Below are 16191 nucleotides of genomic sequence, written 5' to 3' on the forward strand. Positions count from 1 at the left end.
CGTTTGAGGCGGCCCGCTTAAGCCGCGCTTAAACCGCTTATCGGGCCGGCGCCTTTCGAGCACGCGGCAACGTCGCTCACGCGCCGGCAGTGAGCGCGCGGATCGCCGGCAGGTTGCGCCAGTAGCCTTTCGCGTCCATCCCGCAGCCGAATACATAGCGATCCGGCACCGTAAAGCCGCAGAAGTCCGGATGCAGCGGCTTCGATTTCGTCAGAATCTTCTCGCACAGCACGGCGGACAGGAATTGCTGCGCACCCATCTCGAGCAGGCGGTCGCGGATCGCGGCCATCGTTTCGCCTTCGTCGAGGATGTCGTCGAGCACGAGCACGATCCGGTCCTTCACCGATTCGCGCGGCGCAACCCGCCAATGCATTTCCGGGCTGCCTTGCGTCGTGTTGCGGTAGCGGGTCAGGTGGATGTAATCGAACTCGAGCGGAAAATCGAGGTGCGGCAACAGCATCCCCGTGAACACCGCCGCGCCGCCCATTACCGACAGCACGAGCGGAAACGCGTCGCCGATCTGCGCACGGATGTCGTCGGCCATCTTGCCGATCGACGCTCTGACCGCGTCGGCCGAGACGATCTCTTCGGAGTGTTTGAAAATATGGAGGGCTTCTTCGCGATTCATGGGTTCGGACGAGCGGTCGGGGACGGACTAGGGTAAAACGGACGCGGGCGACGCGCGCCCGCACATGGCAAATAGCATAAACCCGTGCGCCGGGCAGCGCGCATCAGCGCAGGCCCGGTATCATGCCTTTCATGCCGCGCATCATTTTCTGCAGGTTTCCGCCTTTGAGTTTTTTCATCATCGTGCGCATCTGGTCGTACTGATTCAGCATCCGGTTGACTTCCTGCACCGGCACGCCCGCGCCTGCCGCGATCCGGCGCTTGCGGGTCGCCTTGATGATCTCGGGCTTCGCGCGCTCGGCGGGCGTCATCGAATTGATGATGCCCTCCATCCGGCGGATCTGCTTTTCGGCCTGGCCCATGTCGGCGCCCGCCGCGGCTTGCTGGAACTGCGCGGGCAGCTTGTCCATCAGCGTCGACAGTCCACCCATCTTCTTCATCTGCGAGATCTGCGCGCGGAAATCGTTCAGATCGAAATCGCCGCCTTTTTTGACCTTGTCGGCAAGTTTCTGCGCTTCCTTGACATCCACGCCGCGCTGCGCCTCCTCGACGAGCGCGAGGATGTCGCCCATGCCGAGAATACGGTTCGCCATCCGGTCCGGGTGGAAAATTTCCAGGCCGTCGAGTTTCTCTGCGACACCGACGAACTTGATCGGCTTGCCCGTCACGTGACGCACCGACAGCGCCGCGCCGCCGCGCGAGTCGCCGTCGAGCTTCGTCAGCACGACGCCGGTGAGCGGCAGCGCGTCGTTGAATGCCTTCGCGGTGTTCACCGCGTCCTGGCCGAGCATCGCGTCGACGACGAAGAGCGTCTCCACCGGCTTGAGCGCCGCATGCAGCGCGGTGATTTCCTGCATCATCGCCTCGTCGATGCCCAGACGCCCGGCGGTATCGACGATCAGCACGTCGTGGTAGTGGCGCTTGGCCCAATCGACGGCGGCAAGGCCGATATCGACGGGTTTCTGCTCCGGTGTCGACGGGAAGAAATCGGCGCCGACCTGCTCGCTCACCGTCTTGAGCTGCGCGATCGCGGCCGGACGGTAGACGTCGCACGACACCGTGAGCACCTTCTTTTTGTATTTCTCGCGCAGCAGCTTCGCGAGCTTGCCGGCGGTCGTCGTCTTGCCGGCGCCTTGCAGGCCGGCCATCAGGATGATCGCGGGCGGCGTGACGGCGAGATCGAGTTCGGCGGCCTTGCCTTCGTAGTCGCCGCCGATCACGGCAATCAGTTCCTTCTGGACCACGCCGACGAGCGCCTGGCCGGGCGACAGACTGCCGATCACGTCCTCGCCGAGCGCTTTTTCCTTGACCTTCGCGATGAACTCGCGCACGACGGGCAGCGCGACGTCGGCTTCGAGCAGCGCGAGCCGCACTTCGCGGAGCATCTCCTGGGTATTCGCCTCGGTGAGCCGGGCTTCGCCGCGCAGCGTCTTGACGACGCGCGCCATCCGTTGGGTGAGATTGTCGAGCATGGGGAGCGATGGACAGTGAAGCCACCGGCGCGGGTCGGGCGAAAAGCCGGCCGTCGCGGGCAGGGGGCCTAGTGTAAACTTCGAACATGGATATTGTACTGTATGCCCTTACCGCGCTTTTATACGCTGGTCTCGCCGTGGCCGGCGGGCGGGCGCGCCATGCCGGCGCGCAGCCGCTCGTCGTGAGCGGACCTGCCGTCGGCGCGCAAGCTCGCGAGCCTGCCGCCGCCGGGATCGGCGGATTCGGACGCGTGCTGCTGGGCGCCGCGTTGCTCGCGCATGGGGTGCTGCTGCACATGACGATCTTCCCGCGCGATGCGATGTTGTTCGGCTTCGCGTTCGCGTTGTCGGCCATGTTTTGGCTGGGCGCGGGTATCTACTGGATCGAGAGCTTCTTTTTTCCGCTCGACGGGATGCGGCTGCTGGTGCTGCCGCTTGCATGCGTCGCGTCGCTGTTGCCGCTGGTGTTCGGCGGCGTGCGCGTGCTGCCGTATGCTGCGTCGCCGCTTTTCAAGGCGCACTTCCTGATTGCGAATGTCGCGTATGGTCTTTTTGCGATCGCCGCGCTGCATGCCGTGCTGATGCTGATGGTCGAACGGCGCTTGCACACGTTGCAGCGCGACTCGGCCGGCTGGATTGCCGGCTGGCTCGATACCCTGCCTCCGCTGCTGACGCTCGAGAAGCTGCTGTTCAGGCTGATCGGCGCGGGTTTCGTGCTGCTCACGCTCACGCTGGTGTCCGGCATCCTGTTCAGTGAGCAGATCGGCGCGCCGGCGCTCAAGCTCGATCACAAGACCGTGTTCGCGGTGCTGTCCTGGCTGATGTTCGGCGGGCTCATCGTGGCGCACCAGACATCCGGCTGGCGCGGCCGCGGTGCCGCGCGCTGGGTGCTGGCGTCGTTCGTCGCGCTGTTGCTTGCGTATGTCGGCAGCCGTTTCGTTCTCGAGGTGCTGCTGCACCGTTCCGTGGTTTGATGGCCTGATTTTCGATGCGACAAATCCTTCTCCTGATTCTGTTGTTTTTCGCGAGTTCGTGGCTCGCGAGAAAGATTCGCCAAGTGCAGACGCGCGGCGGCTCGTTCCCCGGAAACGCGCGCGCGCCGTTCCCGGGCGGCTTCGACGACCCCGGCACGGCATCCGGCGGCGCGGCGGGCGGCGCGGCCGCCGACGGCGGCGCGCTGGCCGAGCCGATGGTTCGCTGCGCCGAGTGCGGCGTGCACGCGCCGAAGAGCGACGCGGTCGCGGCGGGCGGCGACTATTTCTGCAGCCCGGAGCACGCGGCGCGTCACGCCGCGCACGCAAACCGCCGCGGCCGGTCATGAGCGACGCGTCGCGCTGGGTGGTCGATGCCGGCGGCTGGGTGGCCGGCGCGCGGCGCGAACCATCGCCGAACGTCGACGAGCGGCCCGCGGGCGTCATGCCGACGCTCGTCGTGATCCACAACATCAGCCTGCCGCCCGGCGAGTTCGGCGGCGACGCGATCGTCGAACTGTTCCAGAATCGTCTCGATTGCGACGCGCATCCTTTTTATGACGCGCATCTGCGCGGCGTGCGGGTATCCGCGCACTTCCTGATCCGGCGCGATGGCATGCTGATCCAGTTCGCGTCGTGTGACGCGCGTGCGTGGCACGCGGGCGCATCGAGCTTCCTCGGCCGGGAGCGTTGCAACGATTTTTCGATCGGCATCGAACTCGAGGGTACGGACGACGTTGCATTCGACGAGCGGCAATACGCGACGCTCGCTGCGCTGTCGCGCGCGCTCGTCGCCCGGTATCCAATCGACGCGTTTGCCGGGCATGCGGACATCGCGCCCACGCGCAAGACCGATCCGGGGCCGCACTTCGACTGGCGGCGTTTTGCCGCCGCCGCCGGCTTTGCGGCGCAGCGTTTTCCCTATCAGCCGCGCTGAGCCCGCGCGCCGAAATTTTTCGCGCGCGCGCCGGCTTGCCTCTTTCCTTGCCCTGTCTGCGATAACGCGCTTGTCAATACGTCCCGCGCAAATTTTTTCGTTTGCGCTACCGCATGCCTCCACTATACTTGGTGCCAATCGAGCAGCACTGCACTAGATATAGTGTGTCGATCGGGGGCATTTTGACCCCCGGCGGCGTCCGGCGGCCATGCCGAACGCGACATTCTTCGTGCAGCGCATCCGGCGATCGATCCGGCGCGCTGCGTCCACACCTCCTTTCGCACCACCCAACACCAGGAGCTTTGCCCATGCAAACCACCGACAACGCGACGCCCCAATTCGAGGGCGCGGCGAGCCGTTCTTTTGCCGGGAGCGCACAAGGCGCGCCGGCGCTCGCGCCGCAGACGACGTATGCCGATTACAAGGTGATCCGCCGCAATGGCAGCGTGGTGGCGTTCGAGCCGACGAAGATCGCGATCGCGGTAACGAAGGCGTTTCTTGCCGTCAACGGCGGGCAAGGTGCCGCGTCGGCTCGCGTGCGCGAACTCGTCGAGCAATTGACGCAATCCGTCGTGCGCGCGCTCGTGCGCAGCCGCCCGAACGGCGGCACGTTCCATATCGAGGATATCCAGGATCAGGTCGAGCTTGCGCTGATGCGCGGCGGCGAGCACAACGTCGCGCGCGCTTACGTGCTGTACCGCGAGAAGCGCCACCTCGAGCGCGCCCACGAGAGCGAAGCGGCGGCCGACGCGCACGAAGGGGGCGGCGGCATCAACGTGACGGACAACGGCGTCACCCGGCCGCTCGACCTGAACGCGCTGCGCGCGCTCGTCGTATCTGCGTGCGCAGGGCTTGGCGATGCGGTGAGCGCCGAGCCGATCGTCGCGGAGACGGTGAAGAACCTGTACGACGGCGTGCCGATGACCCAGGTCTACGATTCGGCGATCCTGGCGGCGCGGACGATGATCGAGAAGGACCCGGCGTACAGCCAGGTCACGGCGCGCATCCTGCTGCACACGATTCGACGCGAAATTCTCGGCGAGGAAGTGACGCAGGCGGAAATGGAAACGCGCTACGTCGAATATTTCCCGCAGTTCATCAAGCGCGGCGTCCAAGCCGAGCTGCTCGACGACAAGCTGTTGCAGTTCGACCTGAAGCGCCTGGGCGAGGCGCTCGACGCGAACCGCGACCTGCAATTCGGCTACCTCGGCCTGCAAACGTTGTACGACCGCTACTTCCTGCATGTCGACGGCACGCGCATCGAAATGCCGCAGGCGTTCTTCATGCGCGTCGCGATGGGCCTTGCGCTCAACGAGATCGACCGCGAGGCGCGCGCGATCGAGTTTTACAACGTGCTGTCGAGCTTCGATTTCATGAGTTCGACGCCGACGCTGTTCAACTCGGGCACCCGCCGCTCGCAATTGTCGTCGTGCTATCTGACGACGGTTGCCGACGATCTCGACGGTATTTATGAAGCGCTGAAGGAAAACGCGCTGCTGTCGAAGTTCGCGGGCGGCCTCGGCAACGACTGGACCCGCGTGCGCGCGCTCGGTTCGCATATCAAGGGCACGAACGGCAAGTCGCAGGGCGTCGTGCCGTTCCTGAAGGTCGTCAACGATACGGCCGTCGCAGTGAACCAAGGCGGCAAGCGCAAGGGCGCGGTCTGCGCGTATCTGGAATCGTGGCACCTCGACATCGAGGAATTCCTCGAACTGCGCAAGAACACCGGCGACGATCGCCGCCGCACGCACGACATGAACACGGCGAACTGGATTCCCGATCTGTTCATGAAGCGCGTGATGGAAGGCGCGGACTGGACGCTGTTCTCGCCGTCGACCTGCCCGGATCTGCACGACAAGTTCGGCGCCGAGTTCGAGGCGGCCTACCTGGCCTACGAGGACAAGGTCGCGCGCGGCGAGATCAAGCTGTTTAAAAAGATTCCGGCGCAGCAGCTCTGGCGCAAGATGCTCGGGATGCTTTTCGAGACCGGCCACCCGTGGATCACGTTCAAGGACCCGTGCAATGTGCGTTCGCCGCAACAGCACGTCGGCGTCGTCCACTCGTCGAACCTGTGCACCGAAATCACGCTGAACACGAGCGACACCGAGATCGCCGTCTGCAACCTGGGCTCGGTGAACCTGGTCGCGCACCTCGCGAAGCAGGCCGACGGCAGCTACGCGCTCGACCACGACAAGCTCAAGCGCACGATCGGCGTCGCGATGCGCATGCTCGACAACGTGATCGACATCAATTACTACGCGGTGCCGAAGGCGCGCAACTCGAACCTGAAGCACCGGCCGGTCGGCCTGGGCATCATGGGCTTCCAGGACTGCCTGCACCTGCTGCGCACGCCGTATGCGTCGGAAGGCGCGGTCGAGTTCGCCGACCGCTCGATGGAGGCGGTCTGCTACTACGCGTACTACGCGTCGACCGAGCTGGCCGAGGAGCGCGGCCGCTACTCGAGCTACCGCGGCTCGCTGTGGGACCGGGGCATCCTTCCGCAGGACACGCTGAAGCTTTTGACCGAAGCCCGCGGCGGCTACGTCGAGGTCGACACGAGCGCGACGCTCGACTGGCCGGCGCTGCGCGCGCGGATCGACTCGTTCGGGATGCGCAACTCGAACTGCGTCGCGATCGCGCCGACGGCGACGATCTCGAACATCATCGGCGTGTCGGCGTGCATCGAGCCGACCTTCCAGAACCTGTACGTGAAGTCGAACCTGTCGGGCGAGTTCACGGTCGTCAACGAATACCTGGTGCGCGACCTGAAGGCGCGCGGCCTGTGGGACGAGGTGATGGTCGCCGATCTCAAATACTTCGACGGGATGCTGTCGCGGATCGATCGGATTCCGTCCGACCTGCGCGCGATCTACGCGACCGCGTTCGAAGTCGATCCGAAGTGGCTGGTCGAGGCGGCGTCGCGCCGTCAGAAGTGGATCGACCAGGCGCAGTCGCTGAATATTTATATGGCGGGTGCGTCGGGCAAGAAGCTCGACGAGGTCTACAAGCTCGCGTGGCTGCGCGGCCTGAAGACGACCTACTATCTGCGCACGATGGCGGCAACGCACGTCGAGAAATCGACCGTCGCGCACGGCGCGCTGAACGCGGTGCCGACTTCCGGCGGCGTGAGCGGCGGCGGTGCGGCGGGCGGTGCGCAAGGCGCGGGCGGCTTTGGCGCGGCGGGCGGCGATGCGCAGTCGGGCGCGTTGAATGCGGCGCCGATTGAAGCGGACGGTCCGGTGTGCACGATGCGCCCGGGCGACCCCGGTTTCGACGAATGCGAAGCGTGCCAGTGATGCGGCGCGCGTAGCAGCGACGACGCGGCGCGCAGCAAGACCGATATAGGTTGAAGTGCGCGCCGCTCTCTACTAAAAAAATGATAAGGATTCTGTAACGCAGCGCACACGTTGCAGACCACGCGAAACACGATCAACGCATCACCGAAGGCGCCACATTTCGAGTTGCGCTCGACGCGACGAACGAGCTTCGATGGACGTCGCGAATCACGTGCTGCACACATCACACACGCGATGAATGACGATGCGTTGCTCAAAGTGTTGTATCGAGGTCGCAACGCGAATCGAAAACAGGAATTTTCCTGAGCGAACTCTTTTAACGCTCAGGAAAAGATGGTACAAACCGATCTAAATTGATGGTGAGAATTTATGCTCAACTGGGATGACGAGATGACCGCCGTAACTCCCGCGAGCGGAGCGCAGCAAAACGCGATGCGCGACCCCGCAGGAATGGTTGTCGGATTGCAGGCCGCGGCGCCTGCCGCTCATCAAACTTCGTCGGCGCGCGACATCTTCGCAGGCGATTTCGCTGTCGCACCTCGCGCTGCCGATGGGCAAGCAGCGTCTGTCGATTCGCAAGCGCGGGTCAATGTTGCCGACAAGCGCATCATCAACGGCCAGACCGACGTCAACCAGCTCGTGCCATTCAAGTACAAATGGGCGTGGGAGAAGTATCTGGCCGGCTGTGCGAATCACTGGATGCCGCAGGAAATCAATATGTCCCGCGACATCGCGCTGTGGAAAGACCCGAACGGCCTGACCGAGGACGAGCGCCGCATCGTCAAGCGCAACCTCGGGTTCTTCGTGACGGCCGATTCGCTTGCGGCGAACAACATCGTGCTCGGCACCTACCGCCACATCACGGCGCCCGAATGCCGGCAATTCCTGCTGCGGCAGGCGTTCGAAGAGGCGATCCACACGCACGCTTACCAATATATTGTCGAATCGCTCGGCCTCGACGAGGGCGAGATCTTCAATGCGTACCATGAAGTCACGTCGATCCGCGCGAAAGACGAGTTCCTGATCCCGTTCATTCACACGCTGACCGATCCGGCGTTCAAGACGGGCACGCTGGAGGCCGATCAGAAGTTGCTCAAGTCGCTGATCGTGTTCGCGTGCATCATGGAAGGCCTCTTTTTCTACGTCGGTTTTACGCAGATCTTGGCACTCGGCCGGCAGAACAAGATGACCGGCGCGGCGGAGCAATACCAATACATCCTCCGCGACGAGTCGATGCACTGCAATTTCGGGATCGACCTGATCAACCAGATCAAGCTCGAGAACCCGCACTTGTGGACAGCCGAGTTCCGCGCCGAGATCCGCGAGCTGTTCAAGCATGCGGTCGATCTCGAGTACCGCTACGCGGAGGACACGATGCCGCGCGGCGTGCTGGGCCTGAACGCGTCGATGTTCAAGAGTTACCTGCGCTTCATCTGTAACCGCCGTTGCCAGCAGATCGGCCTCGATCCGCTGTTCCCGAACGAGGAGAACCCGTTCCCGTGGATGAGCGAGATGATCGATCTGAAGAAGGAACGCAACTTCTTCGAGACGCGGGTAATCGAGTATCAGACGGGCGGCGCGCTGTCGTGGGAATGACCCGACGCGCCGGCGAATGACGATATTTAGAGCCGGGCGTTGCGCCCGGCACAAGGTTTAGGAGCAAGAACGCCTGATGCAAAGCATGTCCGGTGCCCCAGGGGCCCACGTATACGACAGGCACTTTGCGAACCCTTCAGTGGGATGGGCAAACTTCCCTCCGCGAAAAGCCGGCGGCTGCACCGCCGCCGGCTCGATCAAGCGATTAGGGGTGGCGGCGAAGGGTGCGCCTGCCACCGACTTGATTTGGCGTGCGATGCCGGTGGGCACCGCACGCCATACCGTATTCATTAGCGTAAGCATGCGTCGACCGCGTACGCCGATGAATAGCCCGCTTCGTAGCGCACGTCCTGATAAACGTCCGCGGGAAGCGGGTTTTGACGAAGGGTGTAGTTTGAACTGACTCTCATCTGAACCTGAAGGAGAACATGATGGCACTTGCCAAGAAGAAACCGGCCGCCAAGAAGGCCGCCGCTAAGAAGCCCGCAGCGAAGAAAGCCGCCGCGCCGGTAAAGAAAGCCGCTGCGAAGAAGGTCGCGGTGAAGAAGGTAGCAGCTAAGAAGGTCGCGGCTAAGAAGGCGCCGGCGAAGAAAGTCGCGGCAAAGAAGGTCGCTGCGAAGAAGGTTGCGGTGAAAAAGGTGGCGGCTAAGAAAGTCGCGGCGAAGAAGGTCGCGGTGAAGAAGGTGGCGGCTAAGAAGGCGCCGGCAAAGAAGGTTGCGGCGAAGAAAGTCGCGGTGAAGAAGGTGGCGGCTAAGAAAGTCGCAGCGAAGAAGGTCGCGGTAAAGAAGGTTGCGGCGAAGAAGGCTGCACCGGCGAAGAAGGCTGCTCCCGCTGCGAAGAAGGCTGCGCCTGCTGCGAAGAAAGCCGCACCGGCGAAGAAAGCTGCGAAAAAGGCGGTCGTGAAGAAGGCTGCGCCGGCCACCACTGCGTCGACGGCATCGGTTGCTCCGGCATCGGGCGTGAAGACGGCGCTCAACCCGGCAGCGGCGTGGCCGTTCCCGACCGGCAGCCGTCCGTAACACCTGCTGCGCTAAAACCGGACACACTCGTTGTGTCTTGCTGGATCGAGTAAGGCTACTCGATCAAATCCCGCCACCGGCTTTGTCGGTGGCGGGATTTTTATTGGCCGGTTGCCCAGCGGCGAAGACGAGCATACGCACAAAAGAAAACGCATGCGCGTTAGGCGCATGCGTTCTTAGCCCGGATTGCCGCCGCTGCCGTGCCGCGGCAGAGCGCGACGCAGGCCCGTCAGTGCGTGACGCGGGTGACGCCGCTACTCGACAGCAGACGCACACGGTCGCCCGCGCGGAACACCTCGGCTGTCGCAGCCTGCGTGATCGAGCGCAGATCGCCGTTATCGAGGCGCACCGTGATTTCGACACCGTTCGCATTGCTCATGCCCTGGCCGATTGCGTTGCCCGCGACGGCACCCGCGAGGCCGCCCGCGATGGCGGTAAGGATGGAGCCCTTGCCGCCGCCGATCGCGCTGCCGGCCACGGCGCCGAGCGCGCCGCCGCCAACCGTGCCGAGCGCCGAGCCGCCGCCGTCGCCCTGGATCCGAACCGCGCGCACGCTCTCGACCGTACCCATCCGGACGGTTTGTTCCCGTTGCGCCTGGCCGGCGCTATACACGTCGGCCGAGCCCGGCGTGTAGCAGCCCGCGAGCGTTACCGCAGCAGTCAGCATCGCGGCGAGCGTGAGGTTTTTCCTGGTCAACATGTTTCATCTTCTCCAAACGAATTTCACTTCAGGCTATAGCCGAACGCTGCCGCGAAGCGTGCATCGATTTCGTCGCGGGTCGGCGTATAAGTCTGCGGGCCCTGATGGGCGATTTTCAGCGAGCCCATCAAGCTGGCGAGGCGCCCCGTCGTCGCCCAATCGAAGCCTTGCTCGATGCCGTACAGCAAGCCGCCGCGGAATGCGTCGCCGCAGCCCGTCGGATCGACGATGCGCTCGGCAGGAACGGAGGGAATCTGCTCTTCGCCATCGCGATGGCGGATCGTCGAGCCATGCTCGCCGCGCGTGATGATGAGCGCCTGGACCCGGCTGGCGATTTCGTCTTCGGACCAGCCTGTTTTGTCGGACACCAGCTTGGCTTCGTAATCGTTGACAGCGACATACGTCGCAAGTTCAATGCTGCGACGCAGCGTCGCACCGTCAAAAAGGGGCAAACCCTGGCCCGGATCGAAGATGAACGGCACGCCGGCCTTCGCGAGTTCCTCCGTATGCTGGATCATCCCTTCGAAGCCGTCCGGCGCGACGATCGCGAGTTTGATGTCGCGGGCTTCGCCGGCGTGATTCACGTGCGATTGCATCATCGCGCCGGGGTGGAATGCGGCGATCTGATTGTTGTCGAGATCGGCCGTGATCATCGCCTGCGCGGTATACGTATCCGGCAGTACCCGGACGTATTCGCGCGACAGACCGAGTGCGTCGAGGCGCTCGAGGTACGGCTGAGCGTCGATCGCGCCGAGCGTGCCCATCATCCGCGCATCGCCGCCCAGCAGATGCAGTGCATATGCGATGTTGCTCGCGCAGCCGCCGAATTCGCGGCGCATCGTCGGCACGAGAAAGCTCAGGTTGATGAGATGCAGCTGGTCGGGCAGGAGGTGCTCGCGAAAGCGCCCCTGGAAGGTCATGATGTTGTCGTAGGCAATCGAGCCGCAGATCAGCGTAGCCAAGTTGGGCGTTCCTGTGAGAGAGGTGGACGGGCGTGCTCACGCGCCGGCGCACGCGGTGCGCGTGCGGGCGGCGCGTGGCCGTTCGGCGACGCTTATTTCAGTACGGCGAGCGCCGCGTCGTAGTTCGGCTCGTTCTTGATCTCACCGACGAGTTCGGCATGCGTGACTTTGTCCTGCTCGTCGAGCACGACGACGGCGCGCGCGGTCAGACCGTTCAGCGGGCCGCTCGTCACGTCCACGCCGTATGCATTGGCGAACGCGCGGCCGCCGCGGAACGTCGACGCGGTGACGACGTTCGCGAGGCCCTCGGTCGTGCAGAAGCGGGACGCCGCGAACGGCAGGTCCGCCGAGACGACGATGACGACCGTGTTGTCGAGCTTGCTCGCCGCTTCGTTGAATTTGCGGGTCGACGTCGCGCAAGTCGGCGTGTCGAGGCTCGGGACGATGTTCAGCACCTTGCGCTTGCCGGCGAAGCTCGCCAGCGTCAGATCGGCGAGATCCTTGCCGACCAGCTTGAAGTCGGGCGCTTGCGAGCCGACGGACGGGAACGTGCCGGCGATGTCGATCGGATTGCCACCCAGCGTCACTTTGCTCATGTTCGTACTCCAAATATGTGCGCCGTAGCGGCGCACGGGTTGACGGGTGTCGCGCCGCGGGCGGCGCGCCGTGTTGCGTTACGGATAAAAAATCTGCACGCGAAAATTCGATGCGGCCACACCGGCGGTCTCGATCTTGACGACCATCGTCTGCGTTGTGCCGGCGGGCAGACCCGCTTCGATGGGCGTGCCGGGGCGTGCATAGTCGAGCGGGGCGAGCACGCGGCGCGCGGTGATGTTGTTCGCCTCATCGAGCAGCGTCAGTTCGATCGACGGATACGCGAGCGCAACCCGGTAACGGTTCGTGAGCGGCATTTTCAGCTCGAGCGTCTGGGGGCCGTCGAGTTGGCGCAAGTCCGACGCATCGAGCCGCAAGCCGTCGATTGCGCGCGGCGGCGTGACGGCGCAACCCAACTGCGCGCAGGCCGCGCTGAAGAGCGGTTGCGTCGAGGGCCAGTAGATCATCAGCGTTTCGCGTTGCCACCAGGCGATCTGCGCGACGAGCAGCGCGGCGAGCGCGATGGCGGCGGCGACGCCGAACGCATGCGCGAAGCTGCCGCGCATCGCGCCGGTGCGAGTCTCGCGGGTGAGCGCGAAGTGTTCGCGATTGTCGGGCTCGGGCGATGCCGCGAACGGTTCGGCCGTTGCGGCGGCGGGCGCGCTGAAATGCGGCTCGCGGCCGGGATGTGCGTCGGCCGGTGCGGACGGCGCCGATGCCGCAGCGGACGATACGGGCACGGGCTCGATCGGGTGCGGGGGCCGGGCGACGGGGGCATCGGCGGGTGCGGTGTGCAAAGCGGCGGTGGAGGCGAGGGGGCGGGACGGCTCGCACGCGTCGGCGGATGTGCTGTCGCCCGCGCGGCAGTCGGGCGATGCCGGCCCAGTTTCGTTGACGGTGGCGTGATTGGCCGTCTCGCCGCTACCCATTGCCTGGCCGTTCGAAGCAGCACCGTTCGTCGCGCAGAGGCTCGATGCCGAGCGGTTCGATTCAACGCGGTCTGTCGGCGGAGCGCTTGCGCCCGCAATGCCGTTGGTCGCCGGATCGCCGATTGCCACGCCGCTTGCGGCTTCGGACGCGCGATTGGCAATGGCCGCGCCGGGCGGCGCGTCCTGAATGACCGGGGCCGGACCGTTTGCCGTCGCACCGCGTGCCGCCGAGCCGATCGCACCGCACGCGGCTTCCCCTTGTGCAACCACGCGGTTTGCCGCCGCGCCGATGCCCGCGCTCGTTACTTGCAACTCCGGTTCGACGTTGCCGTCGAGCCAGGGTGCACGCATGTCCCACGCGTGCGGCGTGAAGTCGCGATGACCGGCTCCGAGCGGTACGTGCCCGGGCGACGTGGCGGCAAAGAGGCGAGGCGGCTTGGCGGGCGCCGCGCCGCGCACGGCTTCGGCCGCCAGCGCGGCGGCCACGGCCGGTTCGTCGGACACGAGCGAGCAGGTCGCGTCGAACACTTGCTGACAATGCCCGCAACGCACCAGCCCGCCGCGCAGCGCGAGTTGTTCGCGCTGTAGCCGGAAGACGGTTTCGCAATGTGGGCAGCGCGCCGCGAGGCGCGCGTGCGCTGGCGTCTGGCCGCCCCAAGCGCGCTGACTGTCTTCTTCGGAGGACGACGAACGAGGTGAGTTCATGTTAGCCGGGCCGCCAGCTAAACCGTTAAGGTTGGACTGCGCCTATTCTAATGGCTTTCGCGCCGCGTTCCGGCGAGACAGACCCAACCTTCGTGTTCGCGCCAGACGGCGATGTCGAGATAACGCGCATAGGCGCTCGCGACTTCGTCCGCTTGCCGCGCGAGCACGCCAGACAGCGCGAGCCGTCCGCCCGGCTTCACTTTCGACGCGAGCATCGACGCCATCAGCTTCAGCGGATTCGACAGGATATTCGCGACGACGATATCGAATTCACTGTCGGGGCAAGCGTCGGGCAGGCCATAGACGACTTCGGCGCGGTTGCGCGCGCTGTTCTGGCGCGCGGCTTCGACAGCTTGAGGGTCGATGTCGATGCCGGTCACGCTGCCCGCGCCGCATTTCTTCGCGAGAATCGCGAGGATGCCGGAGCCGCAGCCGTAATCGAGGACCGACTGTCCCGGTTGCACCGTCTGTTCGAGCCACTCCATGCAAAGGCGCGTCGTCGGGTGGCTGCCCGTGCCGAATGCCAGGCCGGGATCGAGTTCGAGTACGAGCGCTTCGGGGGCCGGCGCATCATGCCAAGACGGCACGACCCAGATTCGTTCGCCGATATGGATCGGATCGAATTGCGATTGCGTCAGCCGTACCCAATCCTGATCCTCGACGTCGCGCACGTCGAAGCGCGGCGTCTTGGCGAGGCCGATTTCGTTCGCGGCGGCGGCAAGCAGCACGGCGGGGTCGTGCGTCGCGTCGACGAGCGCGACCACGCGCGAGCGCTGCCACGCGGTGTGCTCCGGCGCGAGGCCCGGCTCGCCGAAGAGCGGCTGTTCGTCCGGCGTATCGGCGTCGGCGTCCTCGACGGACGCCGACAGCGCTCCCAGCTCGACGAGCGCGTCGGACAACGCTTCCGCGTGCTCGCGCGGCAGCTCGACGACGAGTTCCCGGTAACTCATGACGCCGCTTCTTCCGGCGCGTGCTGCTGCCGCTGCGCGAGCCGGTGCTCGAGATAATGGATGCTGGTGCCGCCTTCGACGAACTTCGAGTCGAGCATCAATTCGCGATGCAGCGGGATGTTGGTCTGGATGCCTTCGACCACCATTTCCGACAGCGCGATCCGCATCCGGTTGATCGCCTGCTCGCGCGTCGCGCCGTAGGCGATCAGCTTGCCGATCATCGAATCGTAATTGGGCGGCACGAAATAGCCGTTGTATACGTGCGAATCGACGCGGATGCCGGGGCCGCCCGGCGTATGCCACGACGTGATCCGGCCTGGCGACGGCGTGAATTTGAACGGATCCTCGGCGTTGATCCGGCATTCGATCGCGTGGCCGCGGAACTGGATGTCGCGCTGGCGGATCGACAGCTTTTCGCCGGCCGCGATCTTGATCTGTTCCTGCACGATGTCGACGCCCGTGATTAGCTCCGTCACCGGATGCTCGACCTGCACGCGCGTGTTCATTTCGATGAAGTAGAACTCGTTGTTTTCGTACAGGAATTCGAACGTGCCTGCGCCGAGGTAACCCATCTTCTTGCACGCGTCCGCGCAGCGGTCGCCGATCCGGTCGATCAGGCGGCGCGGGATGCCGGGCGCGGGTGCTTCCTCGATCACCTTCTGGTGGCGGCGCTGCATCGAACAGTCGCGCTCGCCCAGCCACAGCGCGTTGCGGTGCGAGTCCGACAGCACTTGAATCTCGATGTGGCGCGGGTTTTCGAGGAACTTCTCCATGTAGACCTGCGGATTGCCGAACGCGCGGCCCGCTTCCTCGCGCGTCATGTTGACCGCGTTGACGAGCGCCGCCTCGGTGTGGACGACGCGCATCCCGCGCCCGCCGCCGCCGCCCGCCGCCTTGATGATCACCGGATAGCCGATCGAGCGCGCGATCTTCACGATCTCCTTCGGATCGTCCGGCAGCGCGCCGTCCGAGCCCGGCACGCACGGCACGCCGGTCTTGATCATCGTCTGCTTCGCGGTGACCTTGTCGCCCATCATCCGGATCGTATCCGGGCGCGGGCCGATGAACGTGAAGCCCGACTGCTCGACGCGCTCGGCGAAATCGGCGTTTTCCGACAGGAAGCCGTAGCCGGGGTGGATCGCTTCGGCGTCCGTCACTTCGGCCGCGCTGATGAGGGCCGGCATGTTCAGATAGCTGAGGTTCGACGGGGCCGGCCCAATGCAGACCGCCTCGTCGGCGAGCCTCACATACTTGGCTTCCTTGTCGGCCTCGGAATAGACGACCACCGTCTTGACGCCGAGCTCGCGGCACGCGCGCTGGATGCGCAGCGCGATTTCCCCGCGATTGGCAATGAGGATTTTTTCAAACATAGCGAGTATTCGTCTCTTCGATGGGCACACGCTGTGCGTGCCTTGAGGAGCAGGGCGGCGGCG

General features: G+C 64.9%; 15 protein-coding genes. 7 read left to right on the forward strand and 8 right to left on the reverse strand.

Annotated features, from left to right (window positions below; genetic code table 11):
- Nucleotides 1-76: 76 nt before the first annotated feature.
- Nucleotides 77-628, reverse strand: a complete 552-nt coding sequence (locus AQ611_RS03890) for a hypoxanthine-guanine phosphoribosyltransferase (protein ID WP_059515816.1) — start codon at nucleotides 626-628, stop codon at nucleotides 77-79.
- A 103-nt stretch (nucleotides 629-731) separates the two neighbouring features.
- The gene (gene ffh, locus AQ611_RS03895; RefSeq protein WP_059515818.1) at nucleotides 732-2099 is read right to left on the reverse strand and encodes a signal recognition particle protein; all 1368 of its coding nucleotides are present in this window, start codon (nucleotides 2097-2099) and stop codon (nucleotides 732-734) included.
- 86 nt (nucleotides 2100-2185) lie between these two features.
- On the opposite strand from ffh, the gene AQ611_RS03900 reads away from it, so the two are divergent.
- The 7 genes from AQ611_RS03900 (at nucleotide 2186) to AQ611_RS03925 (ending at nucleotide 9918) form a co-directional block, all read left to right on the forward strand.
- Nucleotides 2186-3073 carry a cytochrome C assembly family protein gene (locus AQ611_RS03900; protein ID WP_059515820.1) on the forward strand — a complete coding sequence of 296 codons (888 nt, stop codon included), beginning with the start codon at nucleotides 2186-2188 and terminating at the stop codon, nucleotides 3071-3073.
- A gap of 14 nt (nucleotides 3074-3087) precedes the next feature.
- A complete protein-coding gene (locus AQ611_RS03905) occupies nucleotides 3088-3420 on the forward strand; it encodes a PP0621 family protein (RefSeq protein ID WP_059515822.1) in 333 nt (110 codons plus the stop codon).
- Nucleotides 3417-4007 (forward strand): 1,6-anhydro-N-acetylmuramyl-L-alanine amidase AmpD, encoded by a 591-nt coding sequence (gene ampD, locus AQ611_RS03910; protein ID WP_069233759.1) that lies wholly within the window; start codon nucleotides 3417-3419, stop codon nucleotides 4005-4007. The genes AQ611_RS03905 and ampD overlap by 4 nt, the downstream gene beginning before the upstream one ends.
- 308 nt (nucleotides 4008-4315) lie before the next feature.
- Nucleotides 4316-7303, forward strand: a complete 2988-nt coding sequence (locus tag AQ611_RS03915) for a ribonucleoside-diphosphate reductase subunit alpha (protein WP_069233760.1) — start codon at nucleotides 4316-4318, stop codon at nucleotides 7301-7303.
- A gap of 369 nt (nucleotides 7304-7672) precedes the next feature.
- The gene (locus tag AQ611_RS03920) at nucleotides 7673-8899 is read left to right on the forward strand and encodes a ribonucleotide-diphosphate reductase subunit beta (RefSeq protein ID WP_059515828.1); all 1227 of its coding nucleotides are present in this window, start codon (nucleotides 7673-7675) and stop codon (nucleotides 8897-8899) included.
- Between the two features lie 76 nt (nucleotides 8900-8975).
- Entirely contained in the window at nucleotides 8976-9302 is a 327-nt protein-coding gene (locus tag AQ611_RS24425; protein WP_082711845.1) for a hypothetical protein, read from the forward strand.
- 28 nt (nucleotides 9303-9330) lie between these two features.
- Nucleotides 9331-9918, forward strand: a complete 588-nt coding sequence (locus AQ611_RS03925) for a histone H1-like DNA-binding protein (RefSeq protein WP_069233761.1) — start codon at nucleotides 9331-9333, stop codon at nucleotides 9916-9918.
- Between the two features lie 229 nt (nucleotides 9919-10147).
- Here AQ611_RS03925 and AQ611_RS03930 read toward each other — a convergent pair whose 3' ends face one another.
- From AQ611_RS03930 to accC, 6 genes are all read right to left on the reverse strand, one after another.
- Nucleotides 10148-10618 (reverse strand): outer membrane lipoprotein, encoded by a 471-nt coding sequence (locus AQ611_RS03930; RefSeq protein WP_069233762.1) that lies wholly within the window; start codon nucleotides 10616-10618, stop codon nucleotides 10148-10150.
- Nucleotides 10619-10641: 23 nt separating this feature from the next.
- Nucleotides 10642-11580, reverse strand: a complete 939-nt coding sequence (locus tag AQ611_RS03935; RefSeq protein ID WP_059515833.1) for a carbohydrate kinase family protein — start codon at nucleotides 11578-11580, stop codon at nucleotides 10642-10644.
- A 92-nt stretch (nucleotides 11581-11672) separates the two neighbouring features.
- A complete protein-coding gene (gene tpx / locus AQ611_RS03940) occupies nucleotides 11673-12176 on the reverse strand; it encodes a thiol peroxidase (RefSeq protein WP_059515835.1) in 504 nt (167 codons plus the stop codon).
- A 78-nt stretch (nucleotides 12177-12254) separates the two neighbouring features.
- Nucleotides 12255-13808, reverse strand: a complete 1554-nt coding sequence (locus AQ611_RS03945; protein ID WP_083237222.1) for a DUF3426 domain-containing protein — start codon at nucleotides 13806-13808, stop codon at nucleotides 12255-12257.
- 47 nt (nucleotides 13809-13855) lie between these two features.
- Nucleotides 13856-14758 carry a 50S ribosomal protein L11 methyltransferase gene (gene prmA, locus AQ611_RS03950; protein WP_069233763.1) on the reverse strand — a complete coding sequence of 301 codons (903 nt, stop codon included), beginning with the start codon at nucleotides 14756-14758 and terminating at the stop codon, nucleotides 13856-13858.
- Nucleotides 14755-16128 carry an acetyl-CoA carboxylase biotin carboxylase subunit gene (accC, locus tag AQ611_RS03955; protein ID WP_059515840.1) on the reverse strand — a complete coding sequence of 458 codons (1374 nt, stop codon included), beginning with the start codon at nucleotides 16126-16128 and terminating at the stop codon, nucleotides 14755-14757. Before accC ends, prmA begins: the two co-directional genes overlap by 4 nt.
- Between the last annotated feature and the right edge of the window lie 63 nt (nucleotides 16129-16191).

The sequence above is a fragment of the Burkholderia singularis genome (genome assembly GCF_001718875.1).
Taxonomy (GTDB): Bacteria; Pseudomonadota; Gammaproteobacteria; order Burkholderiales; family Burkholderiaceae; genus Burkholderia; species Burkholderia singularis.

Excerpts from the sequence above, each read along its gene's own strand:
- AQ611_RS03920 (WP_059515828.1), top strand. The coding sequence starts at position 7,673 with ATGCTCAACTGGGATGACGAGATGACCGCCGTAACTCCCGCGAGCGGA.
- AQ611_RS03925 (WP_069233761.1), top strand. The coding sequence starts at position 9,331 with ATGGCACTTGCCAAGAAGAAACCGGCCGCCAAGAAGGCCGCCGCTAAG.
- AQ611_RS03900 (WP_059515820.1), top strand. The coding sequence starts at position 2,186 with ATGGATATTGTACTGTATGCCCTTACCGCGCTTTTATACGCTGGTCTC.
- ampD (WP_069233759.1), top strand. The coding sequence starts at position 3,417 with ATGAGCGACGCGTCGCGCTGGGTGGTCGATGCCGGCGGCTGGGTGGCC.
- tpx (WP_059515835.1), bottom strand. The coding sequence starts at position 12,176 with ATGAGCAAAGTGACGCTGGGTGGCAATCCGATCGACATCGCCGGCACG.
- AQ611_RS03905 (WP_059515822.1), top strand. The coding sequence starts at position 3,088 with ATGCGACAAATCCTTCTCCTGATTCTGTTGTTTTTCGCGAGTTCGTGG.
- AQ611_RS03890 (WP_059515816.1), bottom strand. The coding sequence starts at position 628 with ATGAATCGCGAAGAAGCCCTCCATATTTTCAAACACTCCGAAGAGATC.
- AQ611_RS24425 (WP_082711845.1), top strand. The coding sequence starts at position 8,976 with ATGCAAAGCATGTCCGGTGCCCCAGGGGCCCACGTATACGACAGGCAC.
- AQ611_RS03945 (WP_083237222.1), bottom strand. The coding sequence starts at position 13,808 with ATGAACTCACCTCGTTCGTCGTCCTCCGAAGAAGACAGTCAGCGCGCT.
- ffh (WP_059515818.1), bottom strand. The coding sequence starts at position 2,099 with ATGCTCGACAATCTCACCCAACGGATGGCGCGCGTCGTCAAGACGCTG.
- prmA (WP_069233763.1), bottom strand. The coding sequence starts at position 14,758 with ATGAGTTACCGGGAACTCGTCGTCGAGCTGCCGCGCGAGCACGCGGAA.
- accC (WP_059515840.1), bottom strand. The coding sequence starts at position 16,128 with ATGTTTGAAAAAATCCTCATTGCCAATCGCGGGGAAATCGCGCTGCGC.
- AQ611_RS03930 (WP_069233762.1), bottom strand. The coding sequence starts at position 10,618 with ATGTTGACCAGGAAAAACCTCACGCTCGCCGCGATGCTGACTGCTGCG.
- AQ611_RS03915 (WP_069233760.1), top strand. The coding sequence starts at position 4,316 with ATGCAAACCACCGACAACGCGACGCCCCAATTCGAGGGCGCGGCGAGC.